This window comes from Chryseobacterium sp. MDT2-18, assembly GCF_030815285.1.
Taxonomy (GTDB): Bacteria; Bacteroidota; Bacteroidia; order Flavobacteriales; family Weeksellaceae; genus Kaistella; species Kaistella salivictor.
Genome location: NZ_JAUSWQ010000001.1, coordinates 24,230 through 41,836, shown reverse-complemented (window position 1 = coordinate 41,836; position 17,607 = coordinate 24,230). Strand labels below are relative to the sequence as shown.

The window sequence follows — 17,607 nt, the reverse complement described above, 5'->3', positions numbered from 1 at the left end:
AATCTTACTAAATTTATTATGAAAAAAATCCTCTTCTCAATTTCTATTTTAACATCTGTTGCCTATTTCTCTCAGGAGATTACCTTGGATAAAATCTACTCTGGCTATTACAGAGGCAAAGGAATCTCCGGAATCTCATCACTCAAAAACGGTGAAAATTACGCGGTAATCGAACCGGGCGGAATTGCAAAATACTCCTATAAAACAACAAAAAAAGAAGGAAACATCGTCGATGGAAAATTCCAGTCTTATATTTTCAACGATGAAGAATCAAAAATCCTTCTACTAAAAGAAAGTGAACCGATTTACAGACATTCTTTCTTAGGTAAATTCGATGTTAAAGATTTAAAATCCGGAAAAATTCTCCCTCTTAATAATGGTAATTTTGTGCAGGAACCTACTTTTTCGCCAGACGGAACCAAAGTGGCTTTTATTGCTGACAATAATTTATTTTATCAGGATTTAGATTCCGGCAAGATTACCCAGATTACGACGGATGGAAAGAAAAACTCTGTCATCAACGGACTTGCAGACTGGGTGTACGAAGAAGAATTTGGACATGCGAAACTGTATGAATGGACCAAAAATTCTGACGCCATTATTTTTGTTAAATCGAACGAATCGGAAGTGCCGGAAATGTCTATAACCATTTATGGCAAGCAACTCTACCCTTCTGAAATGAAATTTAAATATCCAAAAGCCGGAGCGAATAATTCGGTGGTATCTGCGCAGCTTTACCGTTTGGATTCTGCAAAAATCATGGCTTTGGATCTCAGCAATTTCAAAAACTATTATATTCCGGATGTTTACAGAACGGCAAAAGCCGATGAGATTATTTTGATAACCTCGGAGAGACTGCAGAATGCCTCAGATATTTTAAAAGTAAACACCAAAACCGGCGCTATCACCAAATTGTTTACCGAATCTGATAAAAGATGGATTGATACAGATAATGTAACCCTGGAATTTCTGGATGACAATTCTTTCATCTGGGGAGCCGAACGGGATGGGAACAGACATCTTTACTGGTACGATCAAAACGGAAAATTAAAAAAACAGATCACAAAAGGAAACTGGGAAGTAACTAATTACTACGGATTTAATCCTAAAAGCAAAGAAGTTTTCATTCAGACCACGCAGGAAGGGAGCATTAATAAAGTCGTTTCCAAAGTAAATATCGAAACAGGAAAAACAACGCTCCTTTCGAATGCAAGCGGAACAAACAGTGCGAACTTCAGCCATAATTATAAGTATTTCATCGAAACTTCTTCATCTGCGGCAAAACCTTATACTTATGTTTTAAAAGATGGAAACGGAAAAACATTAAAAGAGTTACAGAATAATGAAGAGCAGCTGAAAAAACTTCAGGCAGATAATATGGTGACCAAAGAATTTTTCACCATTCCAAATGAAGCGGGTGACCAGATGAACGCGTGGATTATGAAACCAAAGGACTTCGATCCTAATAAAAAATATCCGTTATTTATGTTCCAGTATTCCGGTCCGGGTTCCCAGCAGGTGAGTAATTCCTGGGATCAGGGAAATGGATTGTGGTTCAATCATCTGGTTCAGAAAGGATATATCGTTGCCTGTGTTGATGGCCGTGGAACCGGTTACAAAGGAACTGAATACAAAAAGACAACCTATTTAAACTTAGGAAAATACGAAATCGAAGACCAAATCGCAGCTGCTAAATGGTTCGGAACACAATCTTACATCAATAAAGACAGAATAGGAATTTTCGGCTGGAGTTTCGGTGGTTATATGGCTAGTTTGGCCTTAACCAAAGGAGCGGATGTTTTCAAAGCGGGAATTGCGGTGGCACCGGTAACCAACTGGAGATATTACGACTCCATTTACACTGAAAGATTCATGAGAACACCTCAGGAAAACCCTGGCGGATATGACGATAATTCCCCAACAACGTACGCCAATTTATTAAAAGGAAAGTACCTGTTGATCCACGGAACAGCTGACGATAACGTTCATTTTCAGAATGCTATGGAATTTTCTGAAGCTTTAATTCAAAACAATAAACAATTTGAATTCATGGCTTATCCTGATAAAAACCACGGTATTTATGGTGGACAAACCCGCCCGCAACTCTATCAGAAAATGACGAATTTTCTTTTAGAAAATCTTTAAAAAAAATGTTTTAAACAAACTAAGAAAGCTCTCATAAGAGGGCTTTTTTTATTTAAACTTAATTAATATATATTTGCTAAAATTTAATTTGAAAATGGAACAAAAAACAACCAGCAAACACCCTAAAGGTTTACCCTATCTGTTTTTTACGGAAATGTGGGAACGCTTCGGATACTATTTAATCTTAGGAATCTTCGTTCTTTACATGATCGACAGTGAAAAAGGAGGTCTCGCTTTCAATGATAAAAGTGCAGATGATATCTTCGGGACTTTTATCGCATTAACTTATCTTACTCCCTTTTTAGGCGGTTTTTTAGCCGACAAAGTGTTGGGATATATCAAAGCTATTTATATTGGTGGTGCTTTGATGGGACTTGGATATCTGGGAATTGGTTTATTCAAGGAACTCCCTCTTTTTTATGCTTCCCTGGGACTTGTGATCTTAGGAAACGGATTTTTTAAACCGAGCATTTCTACCCTTTTAGGCAACCTTTATAACGAGGAACCCTACAAGAATAATAAAGACGCAGGGTATAATATTTTCTACATGGGAATCAATATCGGTGCATTTATCTGCAATATTATTGCGGCCTTTATGAGAAATAAATACGGATGGGGACCAGCTTTTATGACCGCAGGAGTTGGAATGTTTATCGGCTTATTTGTCTTCACGTTAGGAAGAAAACATATTTTACAGGCTAATATTTTGAAACCTTCTCAGGACGGAGATACCAAAATTTCAGATGTTTTGTTGAAGGTTTTCCTGCCGGCCATCATTGCAGGATTTATCGGATGGATGATCCCTAATAATATCTTTGGCAGCGATTCTACAGACGCATTTATATTTGCCTGTATTCCGGTCATCTACTTCTATATCATGCTTTATGTAAAAGCAAATTCGGAGGATAAAAGACCTATCGGCGCTTTGCTTGCTATTTTTGCAGTAAGTGTAATGTTTTGGGCTGTATTTAAACAAAATGGCACAGCCTTAACCCGTTGGGCAAATAACTATACGGACCGGTCGATTCCCGCACCTTTAGTTGAACCATTGCGTGCGATCAATTTAATTGACGGTAAAGATGGTGTTAAAGGAAAAAACTTTGAAAAAAAGGAAGTTTCAGTTTATGATGATCAATACAGAACGGTAAAAGATGCTGACGGAAATCCCGTAAAGGAGATGAACCAGGATATCTATTTCCGAAATATTTCTGAAAATGAACGCGCAAAACTGGAAGCCAATCCCAGCCAGGAAGTTGCCCTTTATAACACCGAATTATTCCAGTCGATCAATCCGGCTTGGGTCATTCTTTTAACACCGGTCGTCGTTGGATTCTTTATGTTGCTCCGAAGAAAGGGTAAGGAACCCACTACTCCTTCAAAAATTGTTCTGGGTTTATTTATCTCCGCTTTATCCTGTTTGGTAATGGTTGGCGCTGTGTATGCCGGAAACAACGGATTGGTAAAAGTTTCTGCAATATGGCTGATCGCTTCCTACGGAGTTATTACTTTGGGAGAATTATGCCTCTCGCCAATGGGATTATCTTTGGTTTCAAAACTTTCTCCACCGAGAATTACCGCATTAATGATGGGAGGATTCTTCCTGTCAACATCTATTGGAAATAAACTCTCTGGAGTTTTAGCAAGTTTCTGGTATGAATATGATAATAAAGCGTATTTCTTTATTGTGAACTTTGGTCTTTTATTAATTGCCACCTTATTGGGGCTGTCTATTTTGAAGAGACTTAATAAAATTATGAAAGAAAAGGGCGTTAACTAATCGCTTTAATAATAAAAGAAGAGAAAAGTGCTGTATAATTCAGCACTTTTCTCATTTAATTACCATTCATACTTCTTCACAAATAGAAAAAAAACTATATTTGCTAATCTTAACAAAATTTAACGCTAAAAATATGGATGAGCTGGAAGCTGTAAACTCAAGTAACGAACTTATAAATGAACCAAAATCAAAACATCCGAAAGGGTTGTGGGTACTTTTTGGCACAGAAATGTGGGAGCGTTTCAACTTTTATGGAATGCGCGCCTTGCTGACGCTTTTTATGGTAAACTCCCTGCTGATGAAAGAAGGCGAAGTTACCATCATATATGGTGGGTTTCTGGCCCTTTGTTATCTTACCCCAATGCTTGGTGGTTTTATTGCAGACCGGTTTTTGGGAAACAGATATTGTATTATTGTCGGAGGATCTTTGATGGCAATTGGCCAATTTCTAATGTTTATGAGCGCCTCCACATTCGATACCAATTTGAGTTCGGCGCAAATGCTGATGTGGATCGCTTTAGGGGTTATTATTTTCGGAAATGGTTTCTTTAAACCAAATATTTCGTCAATGGTCGGAAGTCTTTACCCAAAACAGGAAAAATCGAAACTGGATTCAGCTTTTACCATTTTCTATATGGGAATTAACTTAGGAGCATTTTTAGGTCAGTTTATTTGTCCTTTTTTAGGAGATGTGAAAGATGCAGGCGGGATTAGAGATATTCATGCTTTCAAGTGGGGCTTTCTAGCTGCTTCCGGTGCGATGGTACTTGGAACACTTACTTTCGTTTTACTAAAAAATAAATATGTTGTAACACCGGAAGGAAGACCAATTGGCGGGTTACCAAGTCAGAATACTTCAGATGATTTTGAAGAAGGTGAATCGCAAAAGGCTAATTTTTCCGGAAAATCAATGGGTATTGCAGTTGCAATTTTTGTATTAACATTCTTTGGATTTCAATATTTATTTGTAGATAAGATTGGTTTTGGTTCTGTGGGAATGGGCGAATTCGTGAAAGCCGTTATTTATCCGTTCATTTATTCTATGGGACTTGCTTTGGCTTATTTAATCATGTCTGCAACCGAAAGCAAAGTAGAAAGAGATAGAATTTGGGTAATTTATATTGTATCCTTTTTCATTATTTTCTTCTGGGCAGCTTTTGAGCAGGCCGGTTCATCATTAACATTCATTGCAGACAACCAAACCGACAGACATATTTTTGGCTGGAATATGCCTCCATCGATGGTGCAGATTTTTAATGGCTTATTTATCGTGATTTTAGCCGTTCCATTCAGTATGCTTTGGGACAAATTAAGAGCCAATAAGAAAGAACCGGTTTCGCCTTTAAAACAAGCAATAGGCCTTGGTTTAATCGCTTTAAGTTATTTAATTATTGCTTACAATGTAAAAGATTTAGGGAATTCAGGACTTTTAGCCGTAAAATGGTTAATCTTACTTTATCTGATCCAAACAATGGGCGAACTTTGCTTATCCCCAATCGGTTTATCGCTGGTAGGAAAATTGGCACCGAAAAGATTTGCATCACTTCTGTTTGGCGTATTTTTCATCGCAAATGCAGCAGGTTATGCTTTATCAGGAACTCTAGGCTCCATATTACCTGCAACAGGAGATAAGTACCAAAAGGCTACAGAGCTAGGATTTAATCTTCAGGACGTCTTAGATAAAAAAGTTACTTTGAGTGCAGACCAGTTGGCGCTTCTTAATAAAGAACAAATTCCAACAGTCTACAACAGTTTTGTTGGATTTGAAATTCATAATTTATTTGAGTTTTTCATGGTATTCGTAATTCTTTGTGGAATTGCAGGTGCAATTTTAGCATTGATTTCTCCTATTTTGAAAAGGATGATGCACGGTGTGAACTAAACATTTTTGAAAAGAAAATATAAACCTCCGATTTATCGGAGGTTTTTTTATAAATTCGTGTGGCGGAAGTTGAAGAGCTTCCTTACAATTTATTAATTACTACTCTACTTATGAACCTAACCCTCGATCAAATCCAAGATTTTAAAGGCAAATACCCGAAACAAATCTGGTCACTTTTCTTTTCGGAAATGTGGGAACGCTTTTGTTTCTATGGAATGCGCGGAATGCTCGTCTTTTTTATGATTTCCCAGCTGAACCTGGGTGAAAAAGAAGCTAATCTGCAATACGGCGCGACTCAAGCTTTTGTGTACGCCTTTACGTTCGTAGGAGGTTTGTTCGCTGATAAAATTTTAGGTTTCAGGAAATCGTTGTTTTGGGGCGGAATTTTAATGATTATCGGCAGTTTGATTTTAGCCCTGGATCCGCACCAGTTTTTCTTTTTAGGAATTTCATTTACTGTAGTTGGAACAGGATTTTTCAAACCGAACATCTCCACCATGGTAGGAAAACTATACAAGAAAGGTGATAACCGTACAGATGCGGGGTTTTCACTTTTTTATGCCGGAATTAATTTAGGAGCTTTGCTAGGTGGTTATTTATGTATCGCCATTGGAAAAGGTGAATTGCTTTCCCATTTAATTCCTGAAGGATTGCACTGGAATGTGGCTTTCGGTTTAGCAGCGGTTGTAATGGTGATCAGCTTAGTCAATTTTATTTTTACACAGAGAAGATTGGGACCCATCGGACTTCAACCTTTAAAAGTACTTAAAAACGGAGAGCTGGTTTCCATGGAAAAATGGAAAGAATATGGAGTTTATGCCCTGTCTTTACTTTTCATTCCGATGATTATGGTGATGGTGGCGAAAACTCAGTACACCGATTATTTCATGTACGCTGTAGGTCCACTGACATTACTTTATTTATTCTATGAAATGTCGAAAGTCTCTAAATCAGAACGCAGTAAGCTTATGGCTGCTCTCATTTTCATTCTGTTCTCCATCATATTTTGGGGTATTTATGAGCAAAGTGGCGGTTCTCTAAGTATTTTTGCTGCCCATAATCTGAATAACGATTTACTCGGTTTAGATCCAAACGGCGTGAACAATTCTGGCGGCGCATTCTTCATTTTGTTAGTTGCAATCCCAATTGGTTTACTTTGGATTTGGCTCAGCAAAAAGAAATTAGAACCCAACACCATTATTAAATTTGGTTTAGGATTTATATTTTTAGGTTTAGGATTTTATGCAATTTTCGCTACTCAATTTTTTGCAAATGCCGCGGGAGTTACTTCTTTAAGCTTATTTACCATTGCTTTGTTTATTATTACTTTGGGTGAAATGTGCCTCTCGCCGATTGGTCTGTCGATTATGACGAAACTTTCTACACAAAAACTACAGGGAATGATGATGGGAATGTGGTTTTTAGCTTCAGCTTACGGACAGTACGTTGCGGGACTTATCGGAGCAAATATGGCAACAGCACGCGAGGACGCGTCCAATATTGAAAAGCTGCATGCCTACACCTCAGGCTATAAAGAATTAGGTTTATATGCCGTAATTGCGGGCGTTATTTTAATATTAATTTCGCCACTGGTCAAAAAATTGATGCAGGAAGTAAGATAAAAGCCCAATTTGGTACGACTTTAGCCATTAAATTAAAATGAAAAAAACGGTCCTCTTACTTTCGATATTGATAACGTTCTTCGCCTCTTCCCAAGTCAGATGGATGACTTTGGAAGAAGCGGTCAACGCTCAGAAAACAGTTCCCAAGAAAATACTGATTAATTTCTATACCGATTGGTGTGCTCCGTGCAAAATCATGGAGAAAAACACTTACAATCAACCGGTGATCGCAAATTATTTAAATGAGAATTATTATCCCGTGAAGTTTGATGCCGAAGGAAAAGAACATATAGAAGTATTTGGCAGAACTTTTACCAATACTGAATTTGATAGCGGAAATAAAAAAAATGCGATGCATGATTTCACCAAATACATGAATGTCAATGCAATACCATCGACGGTTTTTCTGGATGAAACCGGAAATCCCATCACCATTTTACAGGGAGCCTTAACTGCCAAAGAATTAGAGCCCTATATTCCATTTATCGCAAACAATGAATATAAAAAGATAAACACCCGCGCACAATGGGAAAATTATCAGAAAAAATTCAAATCAAGTATCAAAGATTAGCGGTGATTCTTAAATAACAGTAAAGAAGACTTTCAAATATTTTTTGGAAGTCTTTCTTATTTTAACGAAATTCGCTCCTTGACTTTCAACACGCTTTTATTTCAATCTTGACTTTAGAAACTCCTATAGAATTTTTAAAGGGAATCGGTCCCGAACGCGCCAAATTCATTAAAAATGTTTTGGGATTTACGACCGTGGAAGATTTTCTAACTTTTTATCCTTTAAGATATATCGATAAAAGCAAGGTTCATAAAATAGGTGATTTAAGAACAGAACCCGATGCTGAAATTCAGTTTAAAGGAAAGATTACCGATATTCAGGAAGTGGCATACGGCAAAGGTCAGAAGAGATTAACGGCTAAATTCCGTGATGGTTCGGGAACGCTGGATCTCGTGTGGTTTCGGTATTCAAAATGGATGAAAGAACAAATTCCCCTCAATCAGGAAATTTTCGTGTTTGGTAAAATCAATGAATTCAACGGGATTTTCTCAATGCCCCATCCCGAAATTGAAGCCGATGAAAAGAAAGCCCTTTCAGGAACGCTCCTGCCGATTTATCCCGGCAGTGAAAAACTCTCGAAGCGTGGATTAAATAACAAGTTCTTTCAAACGGTAATCGCTGACATTGTTAAAAACCTGCCCAATTTAGTTTCTGAAAACCTACCCGGTTCTTTAATGAAAAGTTTGAACTTAATTGGCAGAATTCCGGCTTTATACCATATTCATTTCCCGAAAGATCTCGTTCACTTTCGACATGCTGAAAACAGGGTCAAGTTTGAAGAGGCCTTTTTCTTTCAGTTAGGTTATGGTTTAAAAAAGCAACATCATAAAGCGTCCGTAGCTGGAAATCCTTTCCCGAAAATCGGCGAAAATTTCAATCAGTTTTATAACGAATTCATTCCTTTTGAACTGACCAATGCCCAAAAAAGAGTTTTAAAGGAAATCCGCACCGACATGAAAAAACCGATTCAGATGAACCGGCTTCTTCAGGGTGACGTAGGCTCCGGAAAAACAATGGTAGCACTTCTTACGATGTTGATTGCTTTGGATAACGGTTTTCAGAGTTGCATGATGGCTCCGACAGAAATTCTGGCACAACAGCATTTTAATTCCATTCAGGAACTTTTAGAAAAAACAGATCTTAAAGTCCGGTTATTAACAGGCTCTACCAAAACTGCGGATCGAAAAGTCATTCATGAGGAACTTCTTTCCGGTGAACTTTCTATTCTGATCGGAACACATGCGGTTCTTGAAGACATCGTACAGTTCAAAAATTTAGGACTCGCCATTATTGACGAGCAACATCGGTTCGGTGTGGCGCAAAGAGCGAAATTATGGGCGAAAAATAAAATCGCTCCGCACATTCTCGTCATGACTGCAACGCCGATTCCACGGACTTTAGCGATGAGTTTTTACAGCGATTTAGATGTATCGGTCATCGATGAACTGCCTGTCGGAAGAAAAGCCATTATTACTGCACACCGCCGCGAAAAAGACCGATTATCGATTTTCCGGTTTGCCAAAGAGGAGATTGAAAAAGGCCGCCAGATCTATTTCGTTTATCCTTTAATTGAAGAATCCGAAACATTGGATTATAAAAATTTATTAGAAAACCTGGAACATATCATCGAGTTTTACGAAGGATTTAATGTCACTATGCTTCACGGCAGAATGAAACCTGCTGAAAAAGAAGCAGCAATGCAGTATTTCGCTTCAGGTAAAGCGCATATCATGGTTGCAACCACGGTCATCGAAGTCGGTGTAAATGTTCCCAATGCGTCGGTAATGATTATTGAAAGTGCCGAAAGATTTGGCCTGTCCCAACTCCATCAACTTCGCGGAAGAGTGGGTCGCGGTGCGGAACAGAGTTACTGTATTTTGGTCACTTCCGATAAACTTTCCAGTGACAGCCGCACCCGAATGAAAACAATGGTCGAAACGAATGACGGTTTTAAGATTTCAGAAGTGGACATGAAACTGCGCGGTCCCGGCGATATTCTCGGAACCCAGCAAAGTGGTGTTGTCGATTTTAAAAAACTCGATTTAGTGGCAGACGGCAAAATCATCAAAGTTGCTAAATCGACCGTTGAGACATTACTTAAAAATGATCCTCATTTAGAACATCCTGAAAATTTCGAATTACGAACTTATTATGCGAAACAATACAAAGGAAAAAATAAATGGGGACGGATTTCCTAATAGTTAAAGTTTAAGAGTCTTAACACCTAATGTGCATTGAATTTTAATTTTTTTGAATACTTTTGTTTTCTATGAAAAAACACAGTGCAATTTTCTTTTTATTTATCGGTCTTTTCTTTTTCGGACAATCTAAAATTACGGTTTTAAAAACGGGAGAAAGAACACCGATTTCCAATGCTTCCATTTTTTGTAAAGGCAAACTTTTAGGTAAAACCAATACTGAAGGCACTTTAACTTTTAAAACAAAATGTGAAAAAGTAGAAGTAAAAGCTCCGGGCTTTTATGAAGACGACGCCGTGGTCGATAAAATGATGGAAATTTCTCTTTCTAAAACCGATCCTAAACTGCAGTCGATTGAAGGAGTCATCATTTCTGATAAAAGTGATCCGCGCGCGTTGAGAATTTTACAGAAAGTAAATGATCATTTCAAAAATAATTCACCGCAAAGTTTAGAATCCTACTCCTTTAAATCTTATGAGAAAATTTCTTTCGATTTCGATGAAGACAGCATTAAGCAGTACAATCAATATCTGAATCACCGTCTTGATTCACTGAAAACAGTTCCTGCAGCTATGCAGTCTGCCGAAAAAAAGAAAGATTCATTAGAAAAGCTGAATGTAATGAAACTGATGGCTGGGAGTAAATTGTTCCTTTGGGAAAGAGCTTCTGAGTTTTTATATTCCAAAAAATATGGCGAAAAAATCAATATACTGGACAACCGTGTGGCCGGTTTAAAACAACCGGTTTACGAAATGCTGGCGCTGCGCTCTAACAGAAATAAAATACCCAAAGAAATCCAGGAGGAAAACCGGACACTCTACCGCTACTTTCTGACCGACAGTATCGAGATTGAAGGCAGAAAAAATTATGTGATCCGTTTTCGGCAGGCCGATTATAAAAACCCGGTGCAGAAACGAAAATTCAACGGTTATATCTACGTCGATGCTGAAACTTATGGCCTCAAAAAAATAGAAAGCAACAGCAGAAAAAAAAGTGAGGGATCAATAACCAGCATCTGGAAACCCATTGACAACAAATGGTTTTTGCTCAAAGAAAATTTTAAAATAAAAATGGGATCCACTGTTTTTGATGTCAACAAAACAGACAAAAAGAAAAACGGTGATTCTGAAGAAAAATTGAAAAAGCAATTCGGAAACTATGTTTTTGTGAGGGCTGATTATTTCGATTTCAAAACTTCAGTTGATGAGAATAAAAAAGATTTTTCGGGATATTCAATGTCCGTGAAAAATACCGGCGGAGATATTCTGGAGAAATACAGAACGGATTCTTTGACAATACGCGAAAAAATGACCTATTCTAAAATCGACAGCGTTGGAAAAAAATATAATCTCGACCAGAAGATGAATGTTTTTACCGGTTTTCTCAAAGGAAAAATCAGAGTCGGAAATGTCGATTTTGATGCACTTCAACTGCTGAAATACAATCAATACGAAGGTTTCCGTTTGGGCGCAGGCATTAAAATGAATGAGAAATTCAATAAATATATTTCACCGGATGCTTATATCGCCTATGGATTCAAAGATTCTTCCTGGAAATATGGTGCCGGAATCGATATCAAAACCACGTTAGACAAAACTTCTTTTTTCCGGGGCGAATATTATAACGACGTCGATGCGGCGGGACGTTTCAATGAAAATCTCTGGAACTTTAAAATGAAAATCAATAATTCCGGTGTGGACTTAAACAATGACAGATTCTACCATTTCGAAGGTTTTAAAGTGTCCTATGAAAATGATCTGTCTAATTCGCTGACTCTGAGAGTTTCTGCGAAGAGAGATCGCGAGGAAGCAAAATTCGATTACAGTTATAACAATCTCGGAAATCGTTTTGAAAATGTCGCAACGCAACTTACCCTGAAATATTCACCGAATTCCAAAAGCATGATGACGCCGTCAGGAAAGTTAACGTATGAACAGAACTATCCGGAGTTTTATTTCAATTACGAACAAGGTATAAAAACTTTAGGCGGAGATTTCGGTTTCAGCAGATTTGACTTTCTGGTTCAACACAGTTTCAAAACCAAAATCGGTGTTACGGGTGCTCGTTTGTATACTGGTCTGAGTATCGGAAATGCGCCTATTTGGCATCAGTACGCGGTTAACGGTTTAGGAAATGGCGAAAGTTCTTTGAATTTCAACCTTACTTCTTACCTCGGTTTTGCCACAATGGAAGGAGGAAAATATTATAATGACAAGTTCGTAGGATATTATTTAACCCACAGAATCCCCTATTATTTTAGCACTTTTGGAAAGAAAATTTCCAGTTTCGATATGGTGTACCGGGGAATTACGGGCGATATGAAAAATCCGGAAATTCATCAGTTTGAATTCCAGAAACTCGACCATTTTTATCAGGAAATCGGTTTAGAAGCCAACAATTTTTTGGGGAGTCCTTTCAATTTAGGATTCTTCTACCGCGTCGGATATTACGCCACTCCAACCTTTAAAGAAAATTTCGCCATACAGTTAAAACTCAATTTTTTAGGATTTTAGAAATGAAAAACATACAGATTAAAGCAAGTTCTTTTTTTGAATTATTAAAGATGAAAGATACCTCGATGTGGGAGATTTTCGCCCAAATGACCGATGGCGAAGAAAAAGAAATCGTCTTTTTAGATGATGAAGAAAAGATTCTGTTCAGTTACCTGCTGCCCGATAATTTGGAAAAACTGGAAGAAGACCGGAAACAGTTTGCGGACGAATATTCTGAAAAACTGTCTGGATTGAATTAGAAAACTTAGCGCCTGTTTAAATTTGTTTTAAAAACCACAAAGAAACAATAGCATTGACCTTTTTAAAGTTTTTCAAAAGGAGAAATAAGGAAACTGCTTTAAAAAGTTACTTTTTTACGCTTTCGGAAGTTCTTATTTTCAGATTTTTTTGTCAGATTTGTGGTTTAAAAATAAAGTTTGATGCCTTTTATTCCATTACTTTTTCAAAAACAAATCAATTGTCTTTTTAGTTTCCAAAACATCGTGAACACGCAGAATTTTAGCTCCTTTCTGCAGAATTTTCAAGTGTATTTTCTGCGTTTCTTCCTGGATCTCTAAAGGCGATTTCCCTAAAGGTTTATAAATAAAAGATTTTCGGGAAATACCGATCAGCAAAGGATATTCACCAAATCCAATCATCTCCGTTTCATCAATCATCTGATGTTGCTGCTCCACAGTTTTCCCAAATCCAAAACCGGGATCGAGAATAATATCTTTAATTCCTAAATTTCTTAATTTTTGAATCTTTTCAGAAAAATAATAGTTGATATGAAGGATAATATCGTCATGAATCAGTTTTTCATGCATCGATTCATAGGTCGGGTTAATGTGCATTAAAATATACGGAAGTCCTGTTTCTGCAACTGTTTCAAACATTTTGTCATCGAACATTCCACCTGAAATATCATTGACCAAATCGATTCCTTCATCAAAACCAAACTTTACCGTTTCAGAATAAAACGTATCCAGTGAAATTAAAATTGGTGGAAATTCTTTTTTAATGATAGAGATCAAATTTCCTATTCTTGAAATTTCTTCTTTTGAACTTAAAAATTCGGCATTTGGTCTGGTCGACTGTGCGCCGATATCGATGATAGAAGCTCCGTCAGAAATCATTTTTTCGGCATGTAAAAGCGCTGCCTTTCCGGTATTGAATTTTCCTCCATCGGAAAACGAATCCGGCGTGATATTGAGGATTCCCATAATTTTGGGTTTCGACAAACCGACGACATGTCCACGGCAATTGAGCGTTGAAAAATCGGAAGATTTAAGTTTCGGAATTTCAGTATTCATTTGACAAAAATACAATTTCTGACCAAGCCAGCCGACAACTCTCAAACGAAATTCTTATCTTTGAAAAGTTTAGAAATCTTATGCAAAAAACATCACAACAGTTCGACGAAGTCATCAGCGTCTGCCGCGAATTATTCAGTAATAAACTGTCGGATTACGGCGCATCATTTCGGGTTTTACGAACTTCATCATTAACAGATCAGATTTTCATTAAAGTTAAAAGTTTAAGAAATTTTCAAACGACGGGAATTTCTAAAGTCGGCGAATCCGAAGAAGAAAATTTTATCGCTATTGTGAATTACTCTATTATCGGATTAATCCAGTTAGAGAAAGGCTTTGCAGATGATTTCAAACAGGATCGGAATGAAATCATGAAAATGTATGACCAGTTTGCGAGTGAAGCCAAAGAATTAATGCTCAGAAAAAATCACGATTACGGAGAAGCCTGGCGCGAAATGCGGATTTCATCAATCACCGATTTGATTTACCAAAAAGTATTGAGAACCAAACAGATAGAAGACAACGCCGGCGAAACTTTGGTTTCCGAAGGAATTGACGCCAATTATTTTGACATGCTGAATTATGCGGTTTTCTGTCTGATAAAATTCTCTGAAGAAAAAAAAATTTCCAAACCTCTATAATTGAATTGATATGTTGAAAAATATACTAAGGATTGCAATTGCATTAGTTTTTATTGCATCAGGTTTTGTAAAAGCCGTAGACGCAGTAGGATTTTCATTTAAATTGGAAGAATATTTTTCACCTGCCGTCTTCAACATTCCATTTATGGAAAGACAGGCGCTCGTAATTGCAGTGCTCGTTGTTGTTCTGGAAATGGTTTTCGGATTTTTACTGTTAATAAAAAGTCAATTGAAATTCACGCTTTCCACCTTGATTGCTTTGTGCGTTTTCTTTGCTTTTCTTACTTTTTATTCAGCCTATTTTAATGTGGTAACCGATTGTGGTTGTTTTGGTGATGCCCTGAAAATGCAACCCTGGCAAAGTTTCTGGAAAGATATTATACTGTTGATAGGACTGCTCGTTTTATATTTTCTTTATCGGAATGATTTTAATGAAACTGAACAAAAATCAAACCTTAAGAAATACCTTTCTGCTTTTGCATTTCTGGCCATGATTTTTGTAATCAGCTGGGGAATTACCCACGAACCTATTATTGATTTCAGAGATTATAAAATTGGCACCGACCTCAATATCGAGAAACAAAATATTGCTGAAAATCCGTCCCAATTTAAAACCTATTATTCTCTAAAAAACAAAAAAACAGGAGACATTTTAGAAGTCAATCAGGATGATTATGTCAATGAAAAGAAATATTGGGAAGAAGGTTCTCCCTGGATGATTCAGGACGATAAGACAACTTCTAAGCTGGTAAAACAAGGTTATGAATCGGAGATTTCTAAATTCAAACCGGAAACCGCAGACGGCATCGATTTGACCGGCGAAATGCTGAAAGCCCCAAAAGCGATTCTTATTTTTTCGTACAATCCGAAACAGGCCGATACCGAAGTTTTAGCGCAGGCCGAAGCCAAATTGAGCCAACAAAAAGACGCTCTGGTTATGGGTATTTCTACCAATCCCAATACCTTTAAAACCATTAATAATACAATGATGGATGGCACGGCAATTAAAACAATAGCCAGAAGCAACCCCTTTGTCCTTACTTTAAAGAAAGGAAAAATTGTAGATAAAATGTCTGCCGAAGATTATATTAAACAAAAAAATTAAACGATAATGAATCAAAAAAAATCAAATAAATCGATTGCCGGTTATCACCTGTTAATGATTCTTTCCTCTGTTGATGGCGAATTTGCTCCGCAAGAAGGAATGATGATTCAGCAATATCTAGCCGATGAATTTCCATTTAAAATGGACTTGGATGACGAATTAGAAGTTATTGCTCTTTTAAAACCCGAAGAATGGAAGCCGCATTTTGAATTTCACGCGCAGTGTTTTCTGGATGATTCCACAGAGAAAGAAAGAATATCTTTCAGACAATTTGCAAAAACGCTGATAAAAGCAGATGAGCAGGTTTCTGACACCGAACACGATTTCTATCAGATCCTTAAAGACATTTGGCAACTTAATTAAATAAATATTTGACCATGAGAAAAAACATCGTTGCAGGAAACTGGAAAATGAATAAAAATGTGATTGAAGCACAGCAATTAATGTTTCAATTATTAGATTACAAAAAACACAACGCAACTCATTGTGAAGTCTGGATTGCGCCACCATCACTGTATTTAATGATGGCAAAAGATGTTTTTGCCCACAATGAAATCGGCGTTTTCGCACAGGACATCAGCGCACACGAAAGCGGCGCTTACACGGGGGAAATTTCGGCAGATATGTTGGCATCTATTCATGCGGCCGGTGCAATTATCGGTCATTCTGAAAGAAGATTATACCATGGTGAAACCGATGCTCTTTGTAATGTAAAAGTAAAATTGGCTTTGGACAAAGGCTTGACGCCGATTTACTGTAATGGTGAAACTTTGGAGCAAAGAAAAGCCGGCCAACATTTAGAAGTGGTAAAAAACCAAACTGAAGAGGCTCTTTTCACTTTAACTGCTGACGAAATTAAAAAAGTCGTAATCGCTTACGAACCGGTTTGGGCAATCGGCACCGGAGAAACAGCTTCGCCTGAGCAAGCACAGGAAATTCACGCCCATATCCGAAATTTAATTGCCGGTAAATACGGACAAGATGTTGCTGACGAAATTTCAATTCTCTACGGCGGATCTGTGAAACCTGACAACGCCAAAGAAATCTTCTCCCAACCTGATATTGACGGTGGTTTAATCGGTGGAGCTGCTTTGAAAGTGGACGATTTTGCTAAAATTATCGAAGGGTTTAACGCCTGATTTATTTAATTTAATTATGAAAAAAATAATTATTGTTGGTACCTTTTTACTTGGTGGGTTTTTATTTTCTCAAGTTAAAATTCCACAAAAATCATCAAAAGGAGTGATCAATACTTCCACTGATTTAAAAATAAATTACACCCATTTAATTTATCAAAAAGGAAAAGTCACCTTTATAAATACAGAAACTGGAAAAGAAGAGTTTCTGTATGATAACTCTGTCAAAAGTATTGTATTTGATTCTGAACCGGTTAACGGAAATTTAACTGAAAGTGAGTCTCCAACAACCGAAGCAATGGCAGAAAATGTGAATCACCTTCATTCGAAACAACCGGCAACAACCGTTTTGAAAATCAACAATTTCATCAATAATGCCGATTATATTAAGGCGAAAAAACTGAGTCAGCTTGGTACTGGTTTTCTGGTGGGAGGCGGCGCCTGTTTTTTGGTAGGTGGAATTCTAAATCTATCTTCATCTTCTGAAACAGTAAGTTCACCAAATCAAAATATTGAATCAAAAGGAAGTCCTGTTCCACTGATTATTGGATTGGCAGGAATGGGAGCCGGACTTATCATGAAAATTTCAGGCAGTTCTCAAATGAAAAGAATAAAAACTGAAACCGCTTCAAATTTAAAACCGGTAAAAGAATATTATCTTGTCACAAACAACAACGGATTGGGCATGAAAATAAATTTTTAAGATTATTTCAAGTTCACCATTT

At 37.2% G+C, this 17,607-nt stretch carries 14 protein-coding genes; 13 read left to right on the top strand and 1 reads right to left on the bottom strand.

The genetic code is table 11. The features are described from left to right. Window positions 1-18 precede the first annotated feature (18 nt). From QF004_RS00200 to QF004_RS00165, 8 genes are all read left to right on the top strand, one after another. Window positions 19-2,145 carry a S9 family peptidase gene (locus QF004_RS00200; protein ID WP_307421699.1) on the top strand — a complete coding sequence of 709 codons (2,127 nt, stop codon included), beginning with the start codon at window positions 19-21 and terminating at the stop codon, window positions 2,143-2,145. A 94-nt stretch (window positions 2,146-2,239) separates the two neighbouring features. Further along, window positions 2,240-3,922 carry a peptide MFS transporter gene (locus tag QF004_RS00195; protein ID WP_133440337.1) on the top strand — a complete coding sequence of 561 codons (1,683 nt, stop codon included), beginning with the start codon at window positions 2,240-2,242 and terminating at the stop codon, window positions 3,920-3,922. Window positions 3,923-4,055: 133 nt separating this feature from the next. After that, window positions 4,056-5,804, top strand: a complete 1,749-nt coding sequence (locus tag QF004_RS00190; RefSeq protein ID WP_307422162.1) for a peptide MFS transporter — start codon at window positions 4,056-4,058, stop codon at window positions 5,802-5,804. A gap of 110 nt (window positions 5,805-5,914) precedes the next feature. Then, on the top strand, window positions 5,915-7,426 hold the full coding sequence (locus QF004_RS00185; RefSeq protein WP_133440335.1) for a peptide MFS transporter: 1,512 nt from the start codon (window positions 5,915-5,917) through the stop codon (window positions 7,424-7,426). Between the two features lie 37 nt (window positions 7,427-7,463). Next, window positions 7,464-7,997, top strand: coding sequence for a thioredoxin fold domain-containing protein (locus QF004_RS00180; RefSeq protein WP_133440334.1), 534 nt, complete (start codon window positions 7,464-7,466; stop codon window positions 7,995-7,997). 107 nt (window positions 7,998-8,104) lie between these two features. Next, window positions 8,105-10,195 (top strand): ATP-dependent DNA helicase RecG, encoded by a 2,091-nt coding sequence (recG, locus tag QF004_RS00175; protein ID WP_307421695.1) that lies wholly within the window; start codon window positions 8,105-8,107, stop codon window positions 10,193-10,195. Window positions 10,196-10,266: 71 nt separating this feature from the next. Beyond that, a complete protein-coding gene (locus tag QF004_RS00170) occupies window positions 10,267-12,708 on the top strand; it encodes a DUF5686 family protein (RefSeq protein ID WP_307421693.1) in 2,442 nt (813 codons plus the stop codon). Between the two features lie 2 nt (window positions 12,709-12,710). Further along, window positions 12,711-12,947: a hypothetical protein gene (locus QF004_RS00165; RefSeq protein ID WP_133440331.1), complete on the top strand. Its 237-nt coding sequence runs from the start codon at window positions 12,711-12,713 to the stop codon at window positions 12,945-12,947. 195 nt (window positions 12,948-13,142) lie between these two features. Here QF004_RS00165 and folP read toward each other — a convergent pair whose 3' ends face one another. After that, on the bottom strand, window positions 13,143-14,000 hold the full coding sequence (folP, locus tag QF004_RS00160) for a dihydropteroate synthase (protein WP_307421691.1): 858 nt from the start codon (window positions 13,998-14,000) through the stop codon (window positions 13,143-13,145). An 80-nt stretch (window positions 14,001-14,080) separates the two neighbouring features. Between folP and QF004_RS00155 the strand changes: the two genes are divergently transcribed. From QF004_RS00155 to QF004_RS00135, 5 genes are read left to right on the top strand one after another with little or no spacing between them, the layout of a single operon-like run. After that, window positions 14,081-14,641: a DUF1599 domain-containing protein gene (locus tag QF004_RS00155; RefSeq protein WP_307421689.1), complete on the top strand. Its 561-nt coding sequence runs from the start codon at window positions 14,081-14,083 to the stop codon at window positions 14,639-14,641. Between the two features lie 10 nt (window positions 14,642-14,651). Further along, on the top strand, window positions 14,652-15,746 hold the full coding sequence (locus QF004_RS00150) for a BT_3928 family protein (protein ID WP_307421688.1): 1,095 nt from the start codon (window positions 14,652-14,654) through the stop codon (window positions 15,744-15,746). 6 nt (window positions 15,747-15,752) lie between these two features. Then, window positions 15,753-16,109: a TerB family tellurite resistance protein gene (locus QF004_RS00145; protein WP_307421686.1), complete on the top strand. Its 357-nt coding sequence runs from the start codon at window positions 15,753-15,755 to the stop codon at window positions 16,107-16,109. Window positions 16,110-16,123: 14 nt separating this feature from the next. After that, window positions 16,124-16,885, top strand: coding sequence for a triose-phosphate isomerase (tpiA, locus tag QF004_RS00140; protein WP_307421684.1), 762 nt, complete (start codon window positions 16,124-16,126; stop codon window positions 16,883-16,885). 16 nt (window positions 16,886-16,901) lie between these two features. Continuing rightward, a complete protein-coding gene (locus tag QF004_RS00135; protein ID WP_307421683.1) occupies window positions 16,902-17,585 on the top strand; it encodes a hypothetical protein in 684 nt (227 codons plus the stop codon). The last annotated feature ends 22 nt before the right edge of the window (window positions 17,586-17,607 follow it).

Bases quoted from the DNA above. Each gene is read 5' to 3' on its own strand.
- QF004_RS00195 (WP_133440337.1), top strand. From the start codon at position 2,240: ATGGAACAAAAAACAACCAGCAAACACCCTAAAGGTTTACCCTATCTG.
- QF004_RS00155 (WP_307421689.1), top strand. From the start codon at position 14,081: ATGCAAAAAACATCACAACAGTTCGACGAAGTCATCAGCGTCTGCCGC.
- QF004_RS00190 (WP_307422162.1), top strand. From the start codon at position 4,056: ATGGATGAGCTGGAAGCTGTAAACTCAAGTAACGAACTTATAAATGAA.
- folP (WP_307421691.1), bottom strand. From the start codon at position 14,000: ATGAATACTGAAATTCCGAAACTTAAATCTTCCGATTTTTCAACGCTC.
- QF004_RS00180 (WP_133440334.1), top strand. From the start codon at position 7,464: ATGAAAAAAACGGTCCTCTTACTTTCGATATTGATAACGTTCTTCGCC.
- QF004_RS00135 (WP_307421683.1), top strand. From the start codon at position 16,902: ATGAAAAAAATAATTATTGTTGGTACCTTTTTACTTGGTGGGTTTTTA.
- QF004_RS00185 (WP_133440335.1), top strand. From the start codon at position 5,915: ATGAACCTAACCCTCGATCAAATCCAAGATTTTAAAGGCAAATACCCG.
- QF004_RS00200 (WP_307421699.1), top strand. From the start codon at position 19: ATGAAAAAAATCCTCTTCTCAATTTCTATTTTAACATCTGTTGCCTAT.
- QF004_RS00145 (WP_307421686.1), top strand. From the start codon at position 15,753: ATGAATCAAAAAAAATCAAATAAATCGATTGCCGGTTATCACCTGTTA.
- QF004_RS00170 (WP_307421693.1), top strand. From the start codon at position 10,267: ATGAAAAAACACAGTGCAATTTTCTTTTTATTTATCGGTCTTTTCTTT.
- QF004_RS00165 (WP_133440331.1), top strand. From the start codon at position 12,711: ATGAAAAACATACAGATTAAAGCAAGTTCTTTTTTTGAATTATTAAAG.
- QF004_RS00150 (WP_307421688.1), top strand. From the start codon at position 14,652: ATGTTGAAAAATATACTAAGGATTGCAATTGCATTAGTTTTTATTGCA.
- tpiA (WP_307421684.1), top strand. From the start codon at position 16,124: ATGAGAAAAAACATCGTTGCAGGAAACTGGAAAATGAATAAAAATGTG.